Source organism: Sphingopyxis panaciterrae (genome assembly GCF_011762125.1).
In the GTDB taxonomy this organism is placed as follows: domain Bacteria; phylum Pseudomonadota; class Alphaproteobacteria; order Sphingomonadales; family Sphingomonadaceae; genus Sphingopyxis; species Sphingopyxis panaciterrae.
Map to the genome: position 1 here is coordinate 58,351 of NZ_JAASQN010000001.1, position 18,192 is coordinate 76,542.

Genomic DNA, 18,192 nt, shown 5'->3' on the forward strand with positions numbered 1-18,192 from the left:
TATATGTTGCTTCATGACCGAGCTTCTCGACATTTTTCGCGCCCTGGCGGACCCGACGCGTTTGCGCATCCTTGCCTTGCTGCGCGAAATGGAGCTGGCGATCGGTGAACTCGCGGTCGTGCTCGACCAGAGCCAGCCGCGCGTCTCGCGGCATGTCCGTATCCTGGTCGATGCCGGCGTCGTCGAACGCCGTCGCGAAGGGAGCTGGGTCTTCTTGCGCCTCGCACAGGAGGGGCCGGTCGGCGAAACCCTCGCGCGCGCCGAAAAATGGCCCTTTTCGCCGCGCGAGGCGCTGGTGATCGCGCATGATGCACGCCGCCTCGTTGCCATTCGCACCGAACGCGCCGCCGCCGCCGAGCGTTATTTCGCCGAACATGCCGCCGAATGGGACGCGATCCGTTCGCGCCACGTTGCCGAGAGCGAAGTCGAGGCGGCGATGCTCGCGATCATGCACAACCGCCGGCTCGGCCACCTGCTTGACGTCGGGACCGGGACCGGCCGGATGGCGGAGATTTTCGCCCCGACCGCGCGCCGGATCACTGCACTCGACCGCAGCCCTGAAATGCTGCGCATCGCGCGCGCCAAGCTTGCCGGCCAGCCGGTGCCGATCGATCTGGTCCAGGGCGATTTTCTCAACTTGCCGGTGACCGACGCCAGCGTCGATACGATTGTCATCCACCAGGCGCTCCATTTCGCGCACGAGCCCGACCGGGTGATCGCCGAAGCGGGGCGGGTGTTGCGCGGCGGCGGGCATTTGCTGATTGTCGATTTCGCGCCGCACGAGGATGAAGAGCTGCGGACGATGGCGGCGCATGCGCGTCTGGGCTTCTCCGATGCCCAGATTCGCGGCTGGTTCGCCTCGGCGGGTATGGGGCTCGAAAATTCACAGACGCTCGAAGGCGGTGAGCTGGCGGTCAAGCTATGGCTGGGCCGGCGGCGCAGCGATGAAGATCAATCTCCCGTTACCCACGGCGGTGACGGCCAGCGCAAAAGGCTTGCCGCATGACATCCCAACTGAATTCGCTCGCCGAGGCACGCCGCGCCGCCGCCGCCCCGCTGTTCGCCGACCTTGCCGGCGACATCGGCGTCAGCTTCGAATTCTTCCCGCCCAAGACCGAGAAGATGGAGGCACAGCTCTGGGATACGTTCCAGACGCTCGAACCGCTGGGACCCAGCTTCGTGTCGGTGACCTATGGCGCGGGCGGGTCGACGCGCGAGCGCACCCATGCGACGGTCGCGCGGATCGCGGCGACCAGCACGGTGCCGCCCGCCGCCCACCTGACCTGCGTCGAGGCCTCGCGCGCCGAGATCGACGCGGTGGCGGAAGCTTATTGGGAAGCGGGCGTGCGCCATATCGTCGCGCTGCGCGGCGACGTGCCGTCGGGCGGTCCCTATCGTCCGCATCCGGCGGGCTATGCCAATGCGATCGAGCTGGTCGCGGGGCTGAAAGCGATCGCGCCCTTCGACATTTCTGTCGCCGCCTATCCTGAAGTCCATCCCGACGCGACCTGCGCCGAGGCCGACCTCGACAATCTGAAGCGCAAGCTCGACGCCGGCGCGACCCGCGCGATCACGCAATTCTTCTTCGCGCCCGAAAGCTTCCTGCGCTTTCGCGATGCGGCGGCGGCGGCGGGGATCGACGCGCCGATCATCCCCGGTATTCTGCCCGTGTCGAACGTATCGCAGACGCGGCGCATGGCCGACATGTGCGGCACCGCGATCCCGGCCTGGATGGTGTCGCTGTTCGACGGGCTCGACGATCACCCCGCCGCGCGCCAGCTTGTCGCGGCAACGATCGCTGCCGAAATGTGCCGTCGCCTCTATGCGGGCGGAGTGCGCGATTTCCACTTCTACACGCTCAATCGCGCCGAACTCAGCTATGCGATCTGCCATTTGCTCGGATTGCGGTCGAAGGTCGCGCCCGCGACGGAGAAAGCAGCATGACAACGGCTCGCGAAGCCCTGCACGCGGCGGCGAAGCAACGCATCCTGCTGACCGATGGCGGCTGGGGCACCCAGATCCAGGACCGCAAGCTGGTCGAGGCCGATTATGCGGGCAAGCTTGGGCTGTCGCACGACCAGAAGGGTAATAACGACATCCTCGCGCTGACCCGCCCCGATATCGTGACCGCGATCGGCGAGGCTTATCTCAAGGCGGGGTCGGACATCGTTTCGACCAATACCTTCAGTGCCAACACGATCAGCCAGGCCGATTATGGCGCCGAGCATCTGGTCGCCGACATCAATCATGAAAGCGCGCGATTGGGCCGCGCGATCGCTGACGTCTATCAGGACCGTGATGGACGCCGCCGTTTCATCGCGGGCGCGGTCGGACCGACGAACAAGACGCTGTCGCTGTCGCCCGACGTCAACAATCCCGGCTATCGCGAGATTGATTTCGACGAGCTCAAGAATGTCTATCTCGATCAGGTCGTCGCCTTGGCCGAAGGCGGCGCCGACTTCATCCTGATCGAGACGATCTTCGACACGCTGAATGCCAAGGCCGGGATCGCCGCGACGCTGGAAGCCGAAGCGAAGGTCGGGCGCGAACTGCCGCTGATGATTTCGATGACGCTGACCGACCTTAGCGGCCGCAACCTGTCGGGGCATACGGTCGAGGCCTTCTGGTATGCGGTGCGCCACGCGCGGCCGTTGACGATCGGGCTCAACTGCTCGTTCGGCGCGCAGCAGCTTCGCCCGCATGTTCGCGTGCTGTCGGACCTCGCCGATGCGCTGGTGATGGTCTATCCGAACGCCGGCTTGCCCAACGAACTCGGCGAATATGACGAGCTCCCCGATACGACGGCGGGGCTGGTCCGCGAATGGGCCGAGCATGGCCAGGTCAATATCCTCGGCGGCTGCTGCGGTTCGACCCCGGCGCATATCGCCGCGATGGCGAAAGCGGTCGAGGGGCTGGCGCCGCGGCACATTCCCGATGTTCCGGTCCGCACGCGGCTGGCGGGGCTCGAGCCGTTTACGATGGCCGCCTAGCTCCCCTCCCGCTTGCGGGAGGGGCGAGGGGAGGGCTTGTTTCTCTCCTGCGTCAACCGAGATTGAAACAGACCCTCCCCCGACCCCTCCCGCAAGCGGGAAGGGAGAAGAGAGCCAGATGACCGAAAACAGCAACGCCTCCTCCAGCTTCGTCAACATCGGCGAGCGCACGAACGTCACCGGCTCGGCGGCGTTCAAGAAGCTGATCCTCGCCGACGATTATACCGCGGCGGTCGAGGTCGCGCGCCAGCAGGTCGAAAATGGCGCGCAGGTCATCGACGTCAACATGGACGAAGGCCTGCTCGACGCCGAATATGCGATGACGACCTTTTTGAAGCTGATCGCTGCCGAGCCCGACATCGCGCGGGTGCCGGTGATGATCGACAGCTCGAAATGGGATGTGATCGAGGCGGGGCTGAAATGCGTTCCGGGCAAACCGATCGTCAATTCGATCAGCATGAAGGAAGGCGAGGAGCCGTTCCTCGCGCACGCGCGCAAATGCATGGCCTATGGCGCCGCGGTCGTCGTGATGGCGTTCGACGAGGTCGGGCAGGCCGACACGATGGAACGCAAGATCGAGATTTGCGAGCGCGCGTACAAGCTGCTGATGACGATCGGCTTCCCGCCCGAGGACATCATCTTTGACCCCAATGTCTTCGCGGTCGCGACGGGGCTCGAAGAGCATGACAATTATGCGGTCGACTTCATCGAGGCGGTGAAGATCATCCGCGTCCGCTGTCCGCACGTCCATTTTTCGGGCGGACTGTCCAACCTGTCGTTCGGGTTCCGCGGCAATGAGACGGTGCGCCGCGCGATGCACAGCGTCTTTCTTTATTACGCCATTCCCGCCGGGCTCGACATGGCGATCGTCAACGCGGGCCAGCTCGACGTCTATGACACGATCGACCCCGAATTGCGGGGTGCGTGCGAGGACGTCATCCTCAACCGCAAGGTCGAGGGCGAAGCGGAGTCGCCCACCGAACGGCTGATCGCGCTCGCCGAACGTTACAAGGGCAGCAACCCGGCGCAGGAGAAAGCGGCCGAGGAATGGCGCGGCTGGGCGGTCGAAAAGCGGCTGGAACATGCACTGGTCAAGGGCATCGACGCCTATGTCGTCGACGATACCGAGGAAATGCGCTTGGCTATGCCGCGCCCGATCGAGGTGATCGAGGGGCCGCTGATGGACGGCATGAACGTCGTCGGCGATCTGTTCGGGTCGGGCAAGATGTTCCTGCCGCAGGTCGTCAAATCGGCGCGCGTGATGAAGAAGGCGGTCGCCCACCTGCTGCCGTTCATCGAGGCGGCGAAAGAGCCGGGTTCGAAGGGCAAGGGCAAGGTCGTGATGGCGACCGTCAAGGGCGACGTCCACGACATCGGCAAGAATATCGTCGGCGTCGTGCTCCAGTGCAACGGCTTCGAGATCGTCGACCTGGGCGTGATGGTGCCATGGCCCAAGATCCTCGAAGCGGCGAACGAGAATGACGCCGACATGATCGGCCTGTCGGGGTTGATCACCCCCTCGCTCGACGAGATGGTGACGGTTGCCGAGGAGATGCAGCGCGCCGGAATGACGATGCCGCTGCTGATCGGCGGCGCGACGACGTCGAAGGTCCACACCGCGCTGCGCATCGACGTCGCCTATCAGGGCCCGGTGCTCCACGTCCTTGACGCGAGCCGCGCGGTCGGCGTCGCGACGGCGCTGGTCAGCGATACCGGGTTCGACGCCTTCGTCGGCGGTTACAAGCAGGATTATGAACATATCCGCGACGTGCGCGCAAACAAGGGACAGAGCGCGCTCGTCCCGATCGCCGATGCGCGCGCCAACGGTTTTGCAATCGACGAACATATCCGGCCGTTCCCGCCCGAACAGCCTGGGGTGCATGTCTTCGACAGCTGGGACATGGCCGAACTGGTCGAATGGTTCGACTGGACGCCTTTCTTCCGCGCGTGGGAACTGGCGGGCAATTATCCGGCGATCCTGACCGACGAAGTGGTCGGCGAAAGCGCGTCGAGCCTTTATGCCGATGCGCGCGCGATGCTCGACCGGATCGTCGCCGAAGGCTGGCTGACCGCGCGCGGCGTCGCCGCGCTCTGGCCGTGCCGCCGCGAAGGCGATGATGTGATCATCCATCTCGAAGACACGGAAGAGCATGTCCGCCTGCCGTTCCTGCGCCAGCAGATTGCGAAGCGCGAAGGGCGCGCGAACATGTGCCTTGCCGATTTCGTCAGCCATGATGGCGACTGGATCGGCGGCTTTTCGGTCGCGATTCACGGCATCGAGCCGCATCTGGCGCGTTTCAAGGCGGCGCACGACGATTATAATGACATCTTGCTGAAGGCGCTCGCCGACCGCTTTGCCGAGGCATTCGCCGAGCGGCTGCATGCGCATGTCCGTACCGACCTGTGGGGTTATGCCCCCGGCGAGCAGCTGACGCCGGAGGCGATCGTCAAAGAGGAATATCGCGGTATTCGCCCCGCCCCCGGCTATCCCGCGTGCCCCGACCATAGTTTGAAACCCATTCTGTTCGACCTGCTCGACGCGGGAACGAATTCGGGCGCGATCCTGACCGAAAGCTTTGCGATGCTGCCGACGGCCGCGGTGTCGGGCTTTTATTTCGGGCATCCCGACGCGAGTTATTTCGGGGTGGCGCGGGTCGGCGAGGACCAGCTTGCCGATTACGCAACACGGCGCGGCGTGGATATTGAAACCGCGACGCGCTGGCTGCGGCCGAATTTGGATTGATGCCGTCGCCCCCGTCTTGCGCGGGGACGACGGTTAACCGGTCGGGACGCGCCTGTCCGATAATGAAACGGTCGCGCAATTAACCAGCCTTGGACACGACTGGCGCCGCCGAAGCCGCTATAAGCCTTTCATGGCACAATCTCTTTTTCGTCGGCCCTTGCTGCCGCTGCTCGCCCTCCCGCTGTTTTTCGCGCCCGCGCCGCTTCCGGCGCAGTCGGGTAGCGGACCTTATGTCGTCGCCGAATCGGGCCGCGCCTTTGGGCGGTTACAGGATGCGGTCGATGCGATCGGCGAGGGGGGCGGCACGATCCGCATCGCCCCCGGCTATCACCGCGACTGCGCGATCCAGACCGCCGGGCGCATCGCCTTCGTCGCCGCCGAGCCTGGCCGCGCGATCTTCGACGGCGTGACCTGCGAGGGGAAGGCGGCACTGGTGCTGCGCGGCGACGGCGCCAAGGTTGACGGCATCGTGTTCCAGAACATGCGCGTGCCCGACGGCAATGGCGCCGGCGTCCGTCTCGAACGGAGCAACCTCGATGTCGTCAACAGCCTGTTCCGGAACAGCGAAGAGGGCATCTTGACCGGCGACGATGCGGGCGCGGCGCTGACCATCGACCGCTCGACCTTCTCGCGCCTCGGCCGCTGCGACCGCGGGCTGAGCTGCGCGCACAGCGTCTACACCGGCGTCTACGGCCGCGTCGCCGTCACCCGCTCACGCTTCGAAAAGGGCAGCGGCGGCCATTATCTGAAGACGCGGGGCGTCCAGGTCGACATCGCTGACAACAGCTTCGACGATACGCAGGGTCAGGCGACCAACTATATGATCGACCTGCCGTCGGGTTCGACCGGACGGATCGCGAACAATTTGATCATCCAGGGCCGCGACAAGGAAAATCATTCGGCGCTGATCGCGATCGCCGCCGAGGAACGCAAGAATCCGTCGCGCGGCCTGTCGATCACCGGCAATCGCGCCAGCCTGCCCGCCGAACTGTCCGGAAAGACGGTGTTTATCGCCGACTGGAGCGGCGAAGCGCTGGCGATCGGTCCCAACGAACTCGGCGCGGGGCTGGCGAAGTTCGAGAAGCGGTAGGTTTCGTCAAAACCCATAAAATACGGCGTGTCCCCGCGAAGGCGGGGACCCATCTCCGGCCGGTTCAAAATAGCACCGACCGGAGCTGGGCTCCCGCCTCCGCGGGAGCACGCTGCTTTTCAATTGATGCTGAGGCTTCAGGCCTCGCCGCGCGTTTCAATGAGCGATGCGGCGAGCGCTTCGGCGGGGCTCTTGCCGCCCCACAGCACGAACTGGAACACCGGGTAAAAGCGCTCGCATTCGTCGATCGCGCTTTCGATCAGCGTCTCGGTCAGGTCGAGCGGCAGCGAGGCATCGCCGCCGATCAGCATCCCGTGGCGGAACAGGATCGTGCCGCTGTTCGACCACAGCTCGAAATGGCCGAGCCACAATTGTTCGTTGATCAGCGCCAGCGCCTCATGGGCGACGGCGCGCTTGTCCTCGACGACGCGGATGTCGGGGAAGGCGAGCAGCTGGATGACGCCGTCGTCGGCGCGCCACACCGCGCGCAGTTCGTAGGTCGTCCAGCTGCCCTGCGCGGTCGCGACGATCTCATCCTCGCCGACCATTTCGTGCGGCCAGTCGTGCGCGGCGAAATAGGACGCCAGCATCTCCATCGGCGCCGCTTCCTGATTGTCGTCGTCGTCGTAAATATCGTCGCTCATGCGGGGGCTTTAGCGGGTGTTGCCGAAAGTAGCGAGTCTGCACATACCCGTCGCCCCCGCGAAGGCGGGGGCCGCCATCGGCCTGGCGCAAGGTTGCCAGCGGCCCCCGCCTTCGCGGGGGCGACGATCATTTTTTGGGGGTGGCCCTGGGTTTCGCCGCCGCCTTCGGTGCGGCGGCAGGCTTCGCTGCGCCTTCCAGCTTGTCGAGCCGCGCCTTCAGCGCTTCGGCTTCGGCGCGCGCTTTCGCGGCCATTTCCTTCACCGCCTCGAATTCCTCGCGGCTGACGAAATCCATCCGGCCGATCCATTCCTTGGCGCGCTCGCGCATCGCGGACTCGGCCTCGCGGCCGGCACCGGCGACGGTTCCGGCGACGCCGTTCACCATCTTGGCCAGATCGTCGAAAAAGCGGTTTTCGCTCTGCATTTCAAATTCCTTCGTCGGGCATATAGCCCCTTGCCGGTGCTATATCTGGGTGCTCGCGGCGTGCGGGACAAGGGTTTCGGCGTCGGGATTGCGCTGGTCGATCTGGAAATTGAGCAGCGCGGCGAATCCCAGCCATACGATATAGGGGACCAGCAGCCACGCCGCGGCCTTGCGGATCGGCGCGAAGGCAAAGGCGGTGGCGATCGTCACCATCAGGATGAAGATGATCAGGTAAAGCGCCGTCGTCACCTGATGCTGGGCGAAGAAGAGCGGCGACCAGGCGAAATTGGCGGCGAGCTGGACGAAGAAGAGCAGCAATGCGAAGCCGCGCCCTTTTGCGCCGCGCGCATGGAGCACCATGGCGAGCGACAGGCCAAGGCAGATATAGAGGATCGGCCAGACGGTGCCGAACACCCAGCCCGCAGGGGTGATCGGGGGCAGGTCGAGCGCATCGAACCAGCGATTGCCATAGCCGCTGTTCGAAAGCAGTCCCGACAGGCTGCCGACGAGGAGGATCGCCGGGACGGTAACCAGCGCCCAGCGCGTATAGGACATGCGCAGCTGACTCGCTGTGGCGATTTCACTCATCGACGCGACCCCACCATTTTTATGATTCCCACCGGTGCAGGTGTTGCGGCTGGCGGGCCCAGCGTCAAGCCGCAGCTTTTATGTGTGATGACGTAGTTTGGACCGGAGAGGCTCAATTACCTCGCTCGTCACCCCGGACTTGATCCGGGGTCCCGCTTTCCCGTCGTTTAGCGGGACCCCGGATCAAGTCCGGGGTGACGGAGAATGGGAAATCAGCCCTTAGGTGCCATCATTTTTATGGCGGCGACCAGGAATTCGACATTGCCTTCCGGCCCGGTGATCGGGCTTTCGACCAGGTCGGCGACCCGCCAGCCTTCACCCTCCAGCCAGTCGCGCGCCGCGTCGCACACGCGCGCGTGCACCGCGGCGTCACGCACGACGCCCTTTTTGCCGACCTCATGCCGTTCGGCCTCGAACTGCGGCTTGATCAGCGCGACCATCCGCGCGCCGTCCTTTGCGAAGGACATCGGCACCGGCAGCACTTTCGCCAGCGCGATGAAGCTCGCGTCGCAGACGATCAGGTCGACGGGTTCGGGGATGTGGGCCGCGGTCAGGATGCGCGCGCTCGTTTGTTCGTGGACGATGACGCGTTCGTCCTGCCGCAGTTTCCACGCGAGCTGGTTGGTCCCCGAATCGACGGCATAAACACGCGCCGCGCCGCGGCTCAGCAACACGTCGGTAAAGCCCCCCGTCGACGATCCGACGTCGATCGCGACCGCGCCTGTGACGTCCCAGTCGAGGTGACTTAGCGCATGATCGAGCTTGATTCCGCCGCGCGACACCCAGGGATGGTCGCGCCCCTTGACGCTGATCTCGGCATCCGCTGCGACCTGCTGTCCCGCCTTGTCGATCTTGCGGTCGCCGACGAAGGCCAGCCCGGCGAGGATCAGCGCCTGCGCACGCGTCCGGCTTTCGGCGAGCCCGCGGTCGACGAGCAACTGGTCGGCGCGCTGTTTCGCCATTATTTTTCCTCCGTCATTGCGAGCGGAGCGAAGCAATCCAGGGTCGCGTACCCCGCCCTGGATTGCTTCGCTTCGCTCGCAATGACGAAAAGGGAGGAGATCATTTTGCTTTCGCCTTGCCGGTAAGCAGCCCCGGGGTCAGGATCTGCGGCAGGATTTCGGGCTGCGCCGCGCCCGGCGCATACCAGAGGTAAAGCGGCACGCTATTGCGGCCATGCTCCGCAAGGGTGCGGGTGATGGCCGGGTCGCCGTTCGTCCAGTCGCCGACGAGGGTGACGACGCCCTTCTTCCGGAAGGCCTCCTGCACGGCTTCGCGATCGATCGCACCCGCCTCGTTCGCCTTGCACGACAGGCACCAGTCGGCGGTGAAATAGACGAACACGGGCTTGCCCGAAGCGCGCGCCTTGGCGAGCGCGGCGGGAGAGAAGCTGTCCGCCGAAGCAGATGTTTGCGCGCCGCGTTCGGGCCATCCGCCATCCATTTGCCGCCATAGCAGAACGGCCAGCGCCAGCGCGGTCAGCGCCATCGGCAGCGCCATCCATTTGCGGAAGCGGACCATCCATGGTCCCGGCTTGGGCAGCCGGTTGCGCAGTGCCGGAACAAAGCCGACGGCAAGGAAGGGAAGCGCGATGCCGAGGCCCAGCCCGCCGAAGACCGGCAGCGCGGCCCATGCAGGCAGGACCAGCGTGGCGCCGAGTGCTGCGCCGAGCAGTGGTCCGCTGCATGGCGTCGCGACGAAAGCGGCGAGCGCCCCGGTCCAGAAACCGCCCGCCGCGCCGCCCTGGCTCGCAAGCTTCTGCCCGCCGCCGAACGACGGCAGTTCATAGGCCCCGGCAAGGTTGAGCGTGATCGCAATAGCCAGCAGCAACAGCAGGAAAACGCTTGCCGGATGCTGCAATTGAAACGCCCAGCCGATCTGTTCGCCCGCAGCGCGCAGCGCGAGCAGTGCTGCTCCAAGCAGCAAGGTGGTGACGATCGCGCCTGCGGTATAGGCCGCCGCTTCGACTTTCGCTTCGCGCGCATCGCCCCCCGCGCGGACGAGGCTGAGCGCCTTCAGACTCAATATCGGAAAGACGCAGGGCATCAGGTTGAGGATCAGCCCGCCGAGAATCGCGCCGCCGAGCGCGGTCCAGAACAGGGCGATGTCGATCCCGCCGGTGCCGTCCGCGATGGCCTTGCCCGCGGCGGGGACGGCGCCGGGGTCGAGTTGCAGCGAAAGGCCGCGTCCGGCGCCGAGCTTCAGCAGCGCCGCGACCGGACCGGCGGCTTCGCCCTTGGACCGCGTTTCGATGATGATATGGTTGCCGTTGCGGCTGAAATTCTGGGGCGCCGGATAATCGACCAGATTCTGCGTTTCGACGAAAAGATGTGGGGCGTCGATCGCGGTGCTTGCGGGCAGCGGAATGGCAAAGCGCACCATATCGCCGCGCCGCTCCCATGCGCCATGGCGGTCGAGCGGCTGCGGCAGCAGCGCACGCCAGCCATCGAAGCGCGCGCGCGAGGCGGCGGAGATGCTTCCGTCGCCTGCTTTCATGGCGACCGATATCACCGCCTTTTCGGGCACGCACACCTTGTCGGTGCAGGCCAGCCAGTTGGCGACGCCTAACAAGGTGAGGTCGGTGCCGGGGGCAATGCGCTTGTCGATGCGGACGTCAGCGAGCAGCGCATAGGGATGCTCATAGACATGGTTCATCATGCCGAACAGGATCAGCGCGTCGGGGACGGGATAGCGAAACGGTTCGACGGTGACGCCTTCGGGCGCGTTCCATTCGACCTGCAGGCCGAAGCCAGCGTCGCCGCCGTTCGACCAATAGCCGTGCCAGCTCTTTTCCGGCGTCATCGTCAGTGCCAGCGTCGTCGTGCCACCGGAAGCCGGTGCCGCCGTCTCCGCAATCAGCTTCGGTGCAATATGCGTCTGCCCGGCGGCCGCAGGGGCTGGCGCAAGCACGGCAAGCGCCAGCAAGGCCAGCGCGGCGCGCCACAGCCTTGTCACAAATCCGTCGCTCCTGCGATCCATGCCCGTCCTCAAGGGAATCCGGCCCTCCTGCTATCGTTCGAGGCTTGCCATATAGGCGGCTTTCGTCGAGAGGACAGCCCGCGCTGGGGGGATTTGACCTTGATCCCGATGGAGACGCCGCCCGTGAAGCTGAAATATCTGACCACCGCTCTTGCCGCTGCTCTTTGTATCACCGGGACGGGCACCGGGTTTGCGCAGGATTCGGCGCCGTCGGTCGCAAAGGTCACCGCCGCGACGCCGCCGCCCAAGCTTATCGTCATGATCGCGGTCGACCAGTTCTCGGCCGACCTGTTTGCGCAATATCGCGGTCATTTCACCGGCGGCCTCGCGCGGCTGGTGTCGGGCGCCGTCTTTCCCTCCGGCTATCAGTCGCATGGTGCCACCGAAACCTGCCCGGGCCATTCGACGATCCTGACCGGCAATCATCCGGCGCACACCGGAATCATCGCCAATAATTATTTCGACCTGACGGCGGCGCGCGAGGACAAGCGCCTCTATTGCGCCGAGGACGAAACGGTCGCCGGCACCAGTTCGGGCAGCGGCAAATATGCGCCATCGGTCAATCACCTGCTGGTACCGACGCTCGGCGACCTGATGAAGGCGCGCGATCCGAAGGCGCAGGTCGTGTCGGTCGCGGGCAAGGATCGCGCCGCGATCATGATGGGCGGCCGCAAGGCCGACGAACTGGTGTGGCTCGCCCCCACCGGCCTCACCAGCTATCGCGGCACACTGCTGTCGCCGACGGCGACGCAGGCCGGCACCGCGATTGCCGCCGCGATCGCCCAGCCGCGTCCGGGCCTGCCGCTTCCGGCCGACTGCACCGCGCAGGATATCGGGATCCCGGTTGGCGACAGGGTGCTCGGGAACGGCCGGCTCGCGCGCGATGGCGGCGATTTCCGGGGCTTCATGGCGTCGCCCGAGGCTGATGGTGCAGTGCTCGCTGCCGGCGCCGCGCTCCGCCAGGCGCGCAAGCTTGGCGAAGGTCCGGCGACCGACCTGCTGATCCTCGGCCTCTCCGCGACGGACTATGTCGGGCACAACTCCGGCACAGAAGGCACCGAAATGTGCCTGCAGATGATGGGTCTCGACCGCGAACTCGGCGATTTCTTCGCGCGCCTCGACGCGACGGGGATCGATTATGCGGTGGCGCTCACTGCCGATCATGGCGGGCACGACATTCCCGAACGCAATCGCCAGAACGGCTGGCCCGCAGCTGAACGCGTCGATGCGGCGCTCGATCCCGATGCGGTGGCCAAGGTGGTCGCCGACAAGCTCGGCCTGCCGCAGCCTTTGCTCTACAGCGATGGTCCCTTCGGCGACATGTATCTGGCAAAAACGCTCACCGCGGCGCAGCGCAAGGCCGCAATGGCCGAGTTCATCAACCGCTTTCGCGCCTTTCCGCAGGTCGAGGCGGTGGTGACCGGCGAGGAGCTGGCCGCACGGCCGATCTCGAAACAGGCACCCGATGTCTGGAGCATGCTGGACAAGCTGCGCGCTTCCTATAATCCGCAGCGCTCGGGCGATTTCATCGTCGTGCTGAAGCCGCGCGTCACGCCGATCGCCGATACCAGCCGCGGTTATGTCGCGACGCATGGATCGGTGTGGGATTATGACCGGCGGGTGCCGATGCTTTTCTGGCGCAAGGGACTGGCCGGTTTCGAACAGCCCAACGCCGTGATGACGGTCGATATCCTGCCGACTCTGGCGTCGCTGATCGGCCTGACGTTGGACGCGAACAAGATTGACGGACGCTGCCTCGACCTGCTTTCGGGCCCCGAAAGCAGTTGCAGATAATATAGAAGACGCAGAAAAGAAGACAGGGACTATGGCGAAGACATTGCAGAAATTTTCGGGCCGCGTGCTGCTGGTGGGATGCGGCAACATGGCTGGCGCGATGCTCGATCGCTGGCTTGCCGAAGGGCTCGATCCGGCGCAGGTCGCGATCGTTGATCCGTTCGCAGTGCCGCGCGAAGGGATTGCGCATTTCGCATCGCTCGCCGACTGGATCGGTCAGGATGGTGGCGCGGAATGGGTGATGCTGGGCATGAAGCCGCAGCAGCTCGGCGACGTCGCCAGCGATCTGGCGCCCGTGGTCCGGGGTGATACGCACCTGCTTTCGATCCTCGCGGGCGTGTCACTCGCCGATCTTTCCGCGCGTTTCCCCGATGCGCGGGCGCAGGTGCGCATTCTGCCCAACCTCGCCGCGCGGATCGGCGCGGGGGTGTCGGCGGTGGCCAGCCTTGGCGACGCCGATGATGCCGCGGTTACGTCGTTGCTGAAGCCGCTCGGGACGGTCGTGGCGCTCGCCGACGATGGGACGATGGATCTGGTCACCGCTTTCACCGGCAGCGGCCCCGCCTTCGTTTTCCGGCTGATCGAATCCTATGCGGCTGCAGGCGAACGGCTTGGTCTGTCGGCCGACGATGCGTTGCGGCTGGCCACCGCGACGTTCGGCGGCTCGACCGCGCTGCTCGACGGCAGCGGCGAAAAGCCGGGCGTGCTCGTGGCGCAGGTCGCGAGCAAGGGCGGCACGACGCAGGCCGGGCTCGATGTGCTTGACGAAGGCGGCCAGCTTGTGGCGTTGATGACCAACGTGCTGCGCGCGGCGCGCGATCGCGGGCGCGAACTCGCCGATATCGCGCGCGGCGGCAACTAACCGGTCTCGCGGCCAAGCGCCGCGATGCGGCTGCGCTCGCGCGGCGGGACCAGCGCTTCGCTGACCTGCCAGAAACCCGTGACCGCCTGTTGTCCGGCGTGGGTATAGGCGCGGCTCATCGTGTCGCGCAGCAGGGTGAAGACTGATTTTTCGAGCGAACGCCCGGCTTCGGTCAGCCGCAATTCCTTTTGCCGCCGGTCGCGATTGCCCGGGCGGGTCGTCAGCATGTCGCGCGCTTCCAGTTCCTTCACCACGCGCCCCAATGACTGTTTGGTGATGCCAAGCAAGGTCAGCAGGTTGGTGATCGTCAGTCCGGGCTGGCGCGCGATGAAATAGAGCGCGCGGTAATGCGCCCGGCCAAGGCCTTGCTCGGCCAGCCGCGCGTCGATCGCGCGCCACAGCGCGCCATGGGCGAAAAACAGATATTCGATTCCGCGGCGCACCTCGTCCTCGCGCAAGAAAAGGGCAGAGGCAGCGGGAACTTGTGAAAGAAAATTTTCATCCGGCATAGTCGCTACCGTTGCGCGCGGGGCTGCGCTTTGGCAAGAGGCGCGCACCAATCAACCCCAGCCAACAGGTATTTACGCCATGCTCGCTCCCGCCTTCAACCGCCTGCCGCACCCCAATCCGGTCGCGGACGATGTACGCACGGCGGCGATCGCGGACCCGGCATTCGGGCGCGTCTTTACCGATCATATGGTGTCGATCCGCTATTCGGACGACAAGGGCTGGCACGATGCGCAGGTGATGCCGCGCGGGCCGCTGTCGCTCGACCCGGCGACCGCCGTGCTCCACTATGCCCAGGAAATCTTCGAAGGTCTGAAGGCCTATCGCCTCGACGACGGATCGATGGCGCTGTTCCGCGTCGAAGCCAATGCGGCGCGTTTCAACGCCAGCGCGCGCCGCATGGCGATGGCCGAACTGCCCGAAGAGATGTTCATTGCGGCGGTGAAGGAAGCCGTGGCTGCCGACGCGCACTGGTTCCCGCCGGTCGATGGCGGCGCGCTGTACCTGCGGCCCTTCATGTTCGCGAGCGAGGTGTTCCTGGGCGTCAAGCCGGCGTCCGAATATCAGTTCCTCGTCATCACCTCGCCGGTCGGCAATTATTTCAAGTCGGGCGTGCCCGCGATCTCGCTGTGGGTGTCGGAAGATTATACCCGCGCCGCGCCGGGCGGCACCGGCGCCGCCAAATGCGGCGGCAACTATGCCTCCAGCCTCGTCGCGCAGCGCGAAGCGATCGCCAAGGGGCACGACCAGGTCGTGTTCCTCGACGCCGCCGAGCATCGCTGGATCGAGGAACTGGGCGGCATGAACATGTTCTTCGTCTTCGACGACGGCAGCATCGTCACGCCGCCGCTGGGCGGCACCATCCTGCCGGGCATTACGCGCGACGCGATCATCACCCTCGCGCGCGACGCCGGCCTGACGGTGCGCGAAGAGCCCTATGCGATCGATCAGTGGCAGGCCGATGCGGAAAGCGGCAAGCTGACCGAAAGCTTTGCCTGCGGCACCGCCGCTGTTGTGACCCCGGTGGGCAAGGTGACGCGCGGCGACGCTAGCTTCACCATCGGTGCGGGCGGTCCGGGGCAGGTCACCGAAATGCTCAAGGGCAAGCTCGTCGACATCCAGCGCGGCCGCGCCGCGGACCCGCACGGCTGGGTCACGCGCCTCTGATCGGTTAGCTTGCCAAGCGGCCGTCAGGCGCTATAGACGCGCACGCACCGGCCCGATGGGGCGTCGCCAAGTGGTAAGGCAGCGGCTTTTGATGCCGCCATTCGCAGGTTCGAATCCTGCCGCCCCAGCCAGCCAGCCGGTGCATGCAATCTCAACGGCCGCGGGCACTTTACCTGACGACCTGCCATTTTCGCCAGCTAGCGCGAACGGTGCCGCGTGCCGATGACAGTCGCATGACCATCGACCTGCCGCTCACCCCCGAACAATCCTTTCTGCAGGGCAGTGTGCAGCGCGTCGTTGCCGACCATCCCCGCCCGGATTGGCCGACGCTGTCGGCGTTGGGGCTAGGCGGCGTCGGCATTGCCGAGGCGGCGGGCGGTTTCGGCGGCGGGGCGCTGGACATGGCGCTTGTCGCCGCCGAACTGGGGCCGACCCTTGCCGCGGCGGACTGGGTTTCGCACATGATGGCGGGCTGGCTGATCGGGCAGGCGCGCGCCGACCACGCGCTGATTCCGGAGCTCGTCGCTGGCAGCACGCGCGCCGCGATCGTCTGTCCGGCTTCGACCGCCGAAATGCCCGCGATTGAAAGCGGGTGCGTGGGGGGAGAGGCGCGGTTGGTTTCGGGCGGTGCGGAGGCGGAGCTTTTCGTGCTGGCGGGGACGGCGGATATCCTGCTCGTCCGCGCCGACCGGTCGAAGATCGAGCAGCGGCACCGGATCATGCACGACGGCACCGTTGCCGCCGATCTGGCTTTCATGGTGACGGCGGCGGACATCGAACCGCTGGTTTCGGGCGAGCCGGCGCGGGCGCTTGCCATGGCGGCGAACGACATGATGCTCGTGACGCGCTGTGCCGAGGCGGCGGGATTGATGACACGGATGCTAGTCGAGAGCGTCGGTTATCTGGGCGAGCGACAGCAGTTCGGCGGGCCGATCGCATCGTTCCAGGCGCTCCGCCATCGCCTGGCCGATATGAAGCTGGCGCTGATGAAAGCGGGCGCGGCGACCGAAATCGCGATCCTCACGGCCGATCGAGAAAGCGCCGGGCGTGCCCGCGTGGTCAGTGCGGCGTGCGTCGAAGTGGGTGATGCCGTGCGCATCGTCGGCGAAGGCGCGGTGCAGATGCACGGCGCGATGGGGCTGACCGAGGAATTGGCGCTCGGCGGCCATTTCAAGCGCGCGCTGGCGATCGCGGCGGCCTTCGGGCCCGGGCATCTCGCCCGCTTTGCCGGGGACCCCGTTTAGCCGAGCATCGTCCGCGCGATCAGGTCGCGCTGGATCTCGTTCGATCCGGCGTAGATGCTGGCGGCGCGGTTGTTCAGATAGCGGGGTAACGTGGTGGCAAGCGCGGCGGGCGTCTGCCCGTCCGGGCCGGCCCAAGCGGCATATCCCGCGATTTCGCACGCCAGCGCGTCGATCCGCTGCGCGGCTTCGGTGCCAAGGATTTTCAGCGCCGAGGCATGGAGCGCCGGGTTGCCGCCGGTCCCGCGCATCGCCTTGAGTTCGAGCGCTTGCAGCGTGCCCAGGCCGATCGCCTCGCGGTCGAGCCGTGCCCTGAGCACCGGGTCGATATCGCGCCGCGCCCGCAACGGTTCAAGGCGCGCGATCAGCGCTGGCGCATATTTGCCGCCGCGTTCGAAAGTCAGCAGATGCTTCGCGACCGCCCAGCCCTGATTTTCGGCGCCGAGGCGGTTTGCCTGCGGGACGCGGACGTCGTCGAAGAAGACCTGGTTGAATTCATGGTCGCCCGCAAGGGTACGGATCGCCTCGACCGTGATGCCGGGCGCCGCCATGTCGAGCAGCAGGAAGCTGATCCCTGCCTGTGGCCTGCCCTCGGTCGAAGTGCGGACGAGCGCGAACATATGGCTCGCGAAATGCGCGTGGGTGGTCCAGATTTTTGTGCCGCTCAGGATATAATCATCGCCATCGGGGACGGCGCGAAGCTGGAGCGCGGCGAGGTCGGATCCGGCGCCGGGTTCCGAGAAGCCTTGGCACCAATAATCCGCGCCCGACAGAATCCGTGGCAGATAATGGGCGCGCTGCGCCGCGGTGCCATAATGCATGATCACCGGCGCGACCATCTTCAGCCCCATCGGCGCCAGCCCCGGCGCCCCGGCGCGGGCGCATTCGGCGGCGAAGACATAACGCTGCATCGCGTTCCAGCCGGGCCCGCCATATTCGGCCGGCCAGTCGGGCGCCGCCCAGCCGTGCGCATGCAGGATGCGCTGCCAGGGCAGCGAGACGGCGGGGTCGATGAAGACGCTCGTCGCCCGCGCGGCGGCCTCGCGCAGCGCATCGGTGAGTTTCGCGTCGAGAAAGGCGCGCACTTCGCCCTGAAAAGCCTCGAGCGCGGGATCGTTGAGCATGTCCATCGGCCGACTATCGGGCGCCGCGTCCGTCCGGCC

At 66.0% G+C, this 18,192-nt stretch carries 16 protein-coding genes and 1 tRNA gene; 10 read left to right on the forward strand and 7 right to left on the reverse strand.

Features of this window, described 5'->3' with window-relative positions; translation table 11 throughout:
• Positions 1–13 precede the first annotated feature (13 nt).
• From FHR22_RS00295 to FHR22_RS00315, 5 genes are all read left to right on the forward strand, one after another.
• A complete protein-coding gene (locus tag FHR22_RS00295; protein WP_166937776.1) occupies positions 14–1,006 on the forward strand; it encodes an ArsR/SmtB family transcription factor in 993 nt (330 codons plus the stop codon).
• Positions 1,003–1,944, forward strand: a complete 942-nt coding sequence (gene metF / locus FHR22_RS00300) for a methylenetetrahydrofolate reductase (protein WP_166937778.1) — start codon at positions 1,003–1,005, stop codon at positions 1,942–1,944. The genes FHR22_RS00295 and metF overlap by 4 nt, the downstream gene beginning before the upstream one ends.
• On the forward strand, positions 1,941–2,990 hold the full coding sequence (locus FHR22_RS00305) for a homocysteine S-methyltransferase family protein (protein WP_166937780.1): 1,050 nt from the start codon (positions 1,941–1,943) through the stop codon (positions 2,988–2,990). Before metF ends, FHR22_RS00305 begins: the two co-directional genes overlap by 4 nt.
• Before the next feature lie 118 nt (positions 2,991–3,108).
• A complete protein-coding gene (metH, locus tag FHR22_RS00310) occupies positions 3,109–5,733 on the forward strand; it encodes a methionine synthase (RefSeq protein ID WP_166937782.1) in 2,625 nt (874 codons plus the stop codon).
• A gap of 130 nt (positions 5,734–5,863) precedes the next feature.
• Entirely contained in the window at positions 5,864–6,823 is a 960-nt protein-coding gene (locus FHR22_RS00315; RefSeq protein ID WP_208417426.1) for a right-handed parallel beta-helix repeat-containing protein, read from the forward strand.
• Between the two features lie 137 nt (positions 6,824–6,960).
• Here FHR22_RS00315 and FHR22_RS00320 read toward each other — a convergent pair whose 3' ends face one another.
• From FHR22_RS00320 to FHR22_RS00340, 5 genes are all read right to left on the reverse strand, one after another.
• Entirely contained in the window at positions 6,961–7,467 is a 507-nt protein-coding gene (locus FHR22_RS00320) for a type III secretion system chaperone family protein (protein ID WP_166937784.1), read from the reverse strand.
• A 127-nt stretch (positions 7,468–7,594) separates the two neighbouring features.
• Positions 7,595–7,891, reverse strand: coding sequence for an accessory factor UbiK family protein (locus tag FHR22_RS00325; protein WP_166937786.1), 297 nt, complete (start codon positions 7,889–7,891; stop codon positions 7,595–7,597).
• Between the two features lie 39 nt (positions 7,892–7,930).
• Entirely contained in the window at positions 7,931–8,479 is a 549-nt protein-coding gene (locus tag FHR22_RS00330; RefSeq protein ID WP_166937788.1) for a TspO/MBR family protein, read from the reverse strand.
• A gap of 212 nt (positions 8,480–8,691) precedes the next feature.
• The gene (locus FHR22_RS00335; protein WP_166937790.1) at positions 8,692–9,441 is read right to left on the reverse strand and encodes a TlyA family RNA methyltransferase; all 750 of its coding nucleotides are present in this window, start codon (positions 9,439–9,441) and stop codon (positions 8,692–8,694) included.
• Between the two features lie 100 nt (positions 9,442–9,541).
• Positions 9,542–11,458: a protein-disulfide reductase DsbD family protein gene (locus FHR22_RS00340; RefSeq protein ID WP_166937792.1), complete on the reverse strand. Its 1,917-nt coding sequence runs from the start codon at positions 11,456–11,458 to the stop codon at positions 9,542–9,544.
• A 108-nt stretch (positions 11,459–11,566) separates the two neighbouring features.
• Between FHR22_RS00340 and FHR22_RS00345 the strand changes: the two genes are divergently transcribed.
• Both FHR22_RS00345 and FHR22_RS00350 read left to right on the forward strand, forming a co-directional pair.
• A complete protein-coding gene (locus FHR22_RS00345; RefSeq protein ID WP_166940570.1) occupies positions 11,567–13,252 on the forward strand; it encodes an alkaline phosphatase family protein in 1,686 nt (561 codons plus the stop codon).
• 31 nt (positions 13,253–13,283) lie between these two features.
• A complete protein-coding gene (locus FHR22_RS00350; RefSeq protein WP_166937794.1) occupies positions 13,284–14,114 on the forward strand; it encodes a pyrroline-5-carboxylate reductase family protein in 831 nt (276 codons plus the stop codon).
• Here FHR22_RS00350 and FHR22_RS00355 read toward each other — a convergent pair.
• Positions 14,111–14,623, reverse strand: coding sequence for a MarR family winged helix-turn-helix transcriptional regulator (locus FHR22_RS00355; RefSeq protein ID WP_166937796.1), 513 nt, complete (start codon positions 14,621–14,623; stop codon positions 14,111–14,113). The two genes, FHR22_RS00350 and FHR22_RS00355, sit on opposite strands and share 4 nt — an antisense overlap.
• A gap of 79 nt (positions 14,624–14,702) precedes the next feature.
• On the opposite strand from FHR22_RS00355, the gene FHR22_RS00360 reads away from it, so the two are divergent.
• From FHR22_RS00360 to FHR22_RS00370, 3 genes are all read left to right on the forward strand, one after another.
• Complete coding sequence (locus FHR22_RS00360; protein WP_166937798.1) at positions 14,703–15,788, forward strand: branched-chain amino acid aminotransferase; 1,086 nt, start codon at positions 14,703–14,705, stop codon at positions 15,786–15,788.
• 56 nt (positions 15,789–15,844) lie between these two features.
• A tRNA-Gln gene (locus FHR22_RS00365) sits at positions 15,845–15,919 on the forward strand.
• 102 nt (positions 15,920–16,021) lie between these two features.
• Positions 16,022–17,032, forward strand: coding sequence for an acyl-CoA dehydrogenase family protein (locus tag FHR22_RS00370; protein WP_166937800.1), 1,011 nt, complete (start codon positions 16,022–16,024; stop codon positions 17,030–17,032).
• Here FHR22_RS00370 and FHR22_RS00375 read toward each other — a convergent pair.
• On the reverse strand, positions 17,029–18,159 hold the full coding sequence (locus FHR22_RS00375) for an acyl-CoA dehydrogenase family protein (RefSeq protein ID WP_166937802.1): 1,131 nt from the start codon (positions 18,157–18,159) through the stop codon (positions 17,029–17,031). The genes FHR22_RS00370 and FHR22_RS00375 overlap by 4 nt on opposite strands.
• Between the last annotated feature and the right edge of the window lie 33 nt (positions 18,160–18,192).

Excerpts from the sequence above, each read along its gene's own strand:
- FHR22_RS00295 (WP_166937776.1), top strand. The coding sequence starts at position 14 with ATGACCGAGCTTCTCGACATTTTTCGCGCCCTGGCGGACCCGACGCGT.
- metF (WP_166937778.1), top strand. The coding sequence starts at position 1,003 with ATGACATCCCAACTGAATTCGCTCGCCGAGGCACGCCGCGCCGCCGCC.
- FHR22_RS00305 (WP_166937780.1), top strand. The coding sequence starts at position 1,941 with ATGACAACGGCTCGCGAAGCCCTGCACGCGGCGGCGAAGCAACGCATC.
- metH (WP_166937782.1), top strand. The coding sequence starts at position 3,109 with ATGACCGAAAACAGCAACGCCTCCTCCAGCTTCGTCAACATCGGCGAG.
- FHR22_RS00315 (WP_208417426.1), top strand. The coding sequence starts at position 5,864 with ATGGCACAATCTCTTTTTCGTCGGCCCTTGCTGCCGCTGCTCGCCCTC.
- FHR22_RS00320 (WP_166937784.1), bottom strand. The coding sequence starts at position 7,467 with ATGAGCGACGATATTTACGACGACGACGACAATCAGGAAGCGGCGCCG.
- FHR22_RS00325 (WP_166937786.1), bottom strand. The coding sequence starts at position 7,891 with ATGCAGAGCGAAAACCGCTTTTTCGACGATCTGGCCAAGATGGTGAAC.
- FHR22_RS00330 (WP_166937788.1), bottom strand. The coding sequence starts at position 8,479 with ATGAGTGAAATCGCCACAGCGAGTCAGCTGCGCATGTCCTATACGCGC.
- FHR22_RS00335 (WP_166937790.1), bottom strand. The coding sequence starts at position 9,441 with ATGGCGAAACAGCGCGCCGACCAGTTGCTCGTCGACCGCGGGCTCGCC.
- FHR22_RS00340 (WP_166937792.1), bottom strand. The coding sequence starts at position 11,458 with ATGGATCGCAGGAGCGACGGATTTGTGACAAGGCTGTGGCGCGCCGCG.
- FHR22_RS00345 (WP_166940570.1), top strand. The coding sequence starts at position 11,567 with ATGGAGACGCCGCCCGTGAAGCTGAAATATCTGACCACCGCTCTTGCC.
- FHR22_RS00350 (WP_166937794.1), top strand. The coding sequence starts at position 13,284 with ATGGCGAAGACATTGCAGAAATTTTCGGGCCGCGTGCTGCTGGTGGGA.
- FHR22_RS00355 (WP_166937796.1), bottom strand. The coding sequence starts at position 14,623 with ATGCCGGATGAAAATTTTCTTTCACAAGTTCCCGCTGCCTCTGCCCTT.
- FHR22_RS00360 (WP_166937798.1), top strand. The coding sequence starts at position 14,703 with ATGCTCGCTCCCGCCTTCAACCGCCTGCCGCACCCCAATCCGGTCGCG.
- FHR22_RS00370 (WP_166937800.1), top strand. The coding sequence starts at position 16,022 with ATGACCATCGACCTGCCGCTCACCCCCGAACAATCCTTTCTGCAGGGC.
- FHR22_RS00375 (WP_166937802.1), bottom strand. The coding sequence starts at position 18,159 with ATGGACATGCTCAACGATCCCGCGCTCGAGGCTTTTCAGGGCGAAGTG.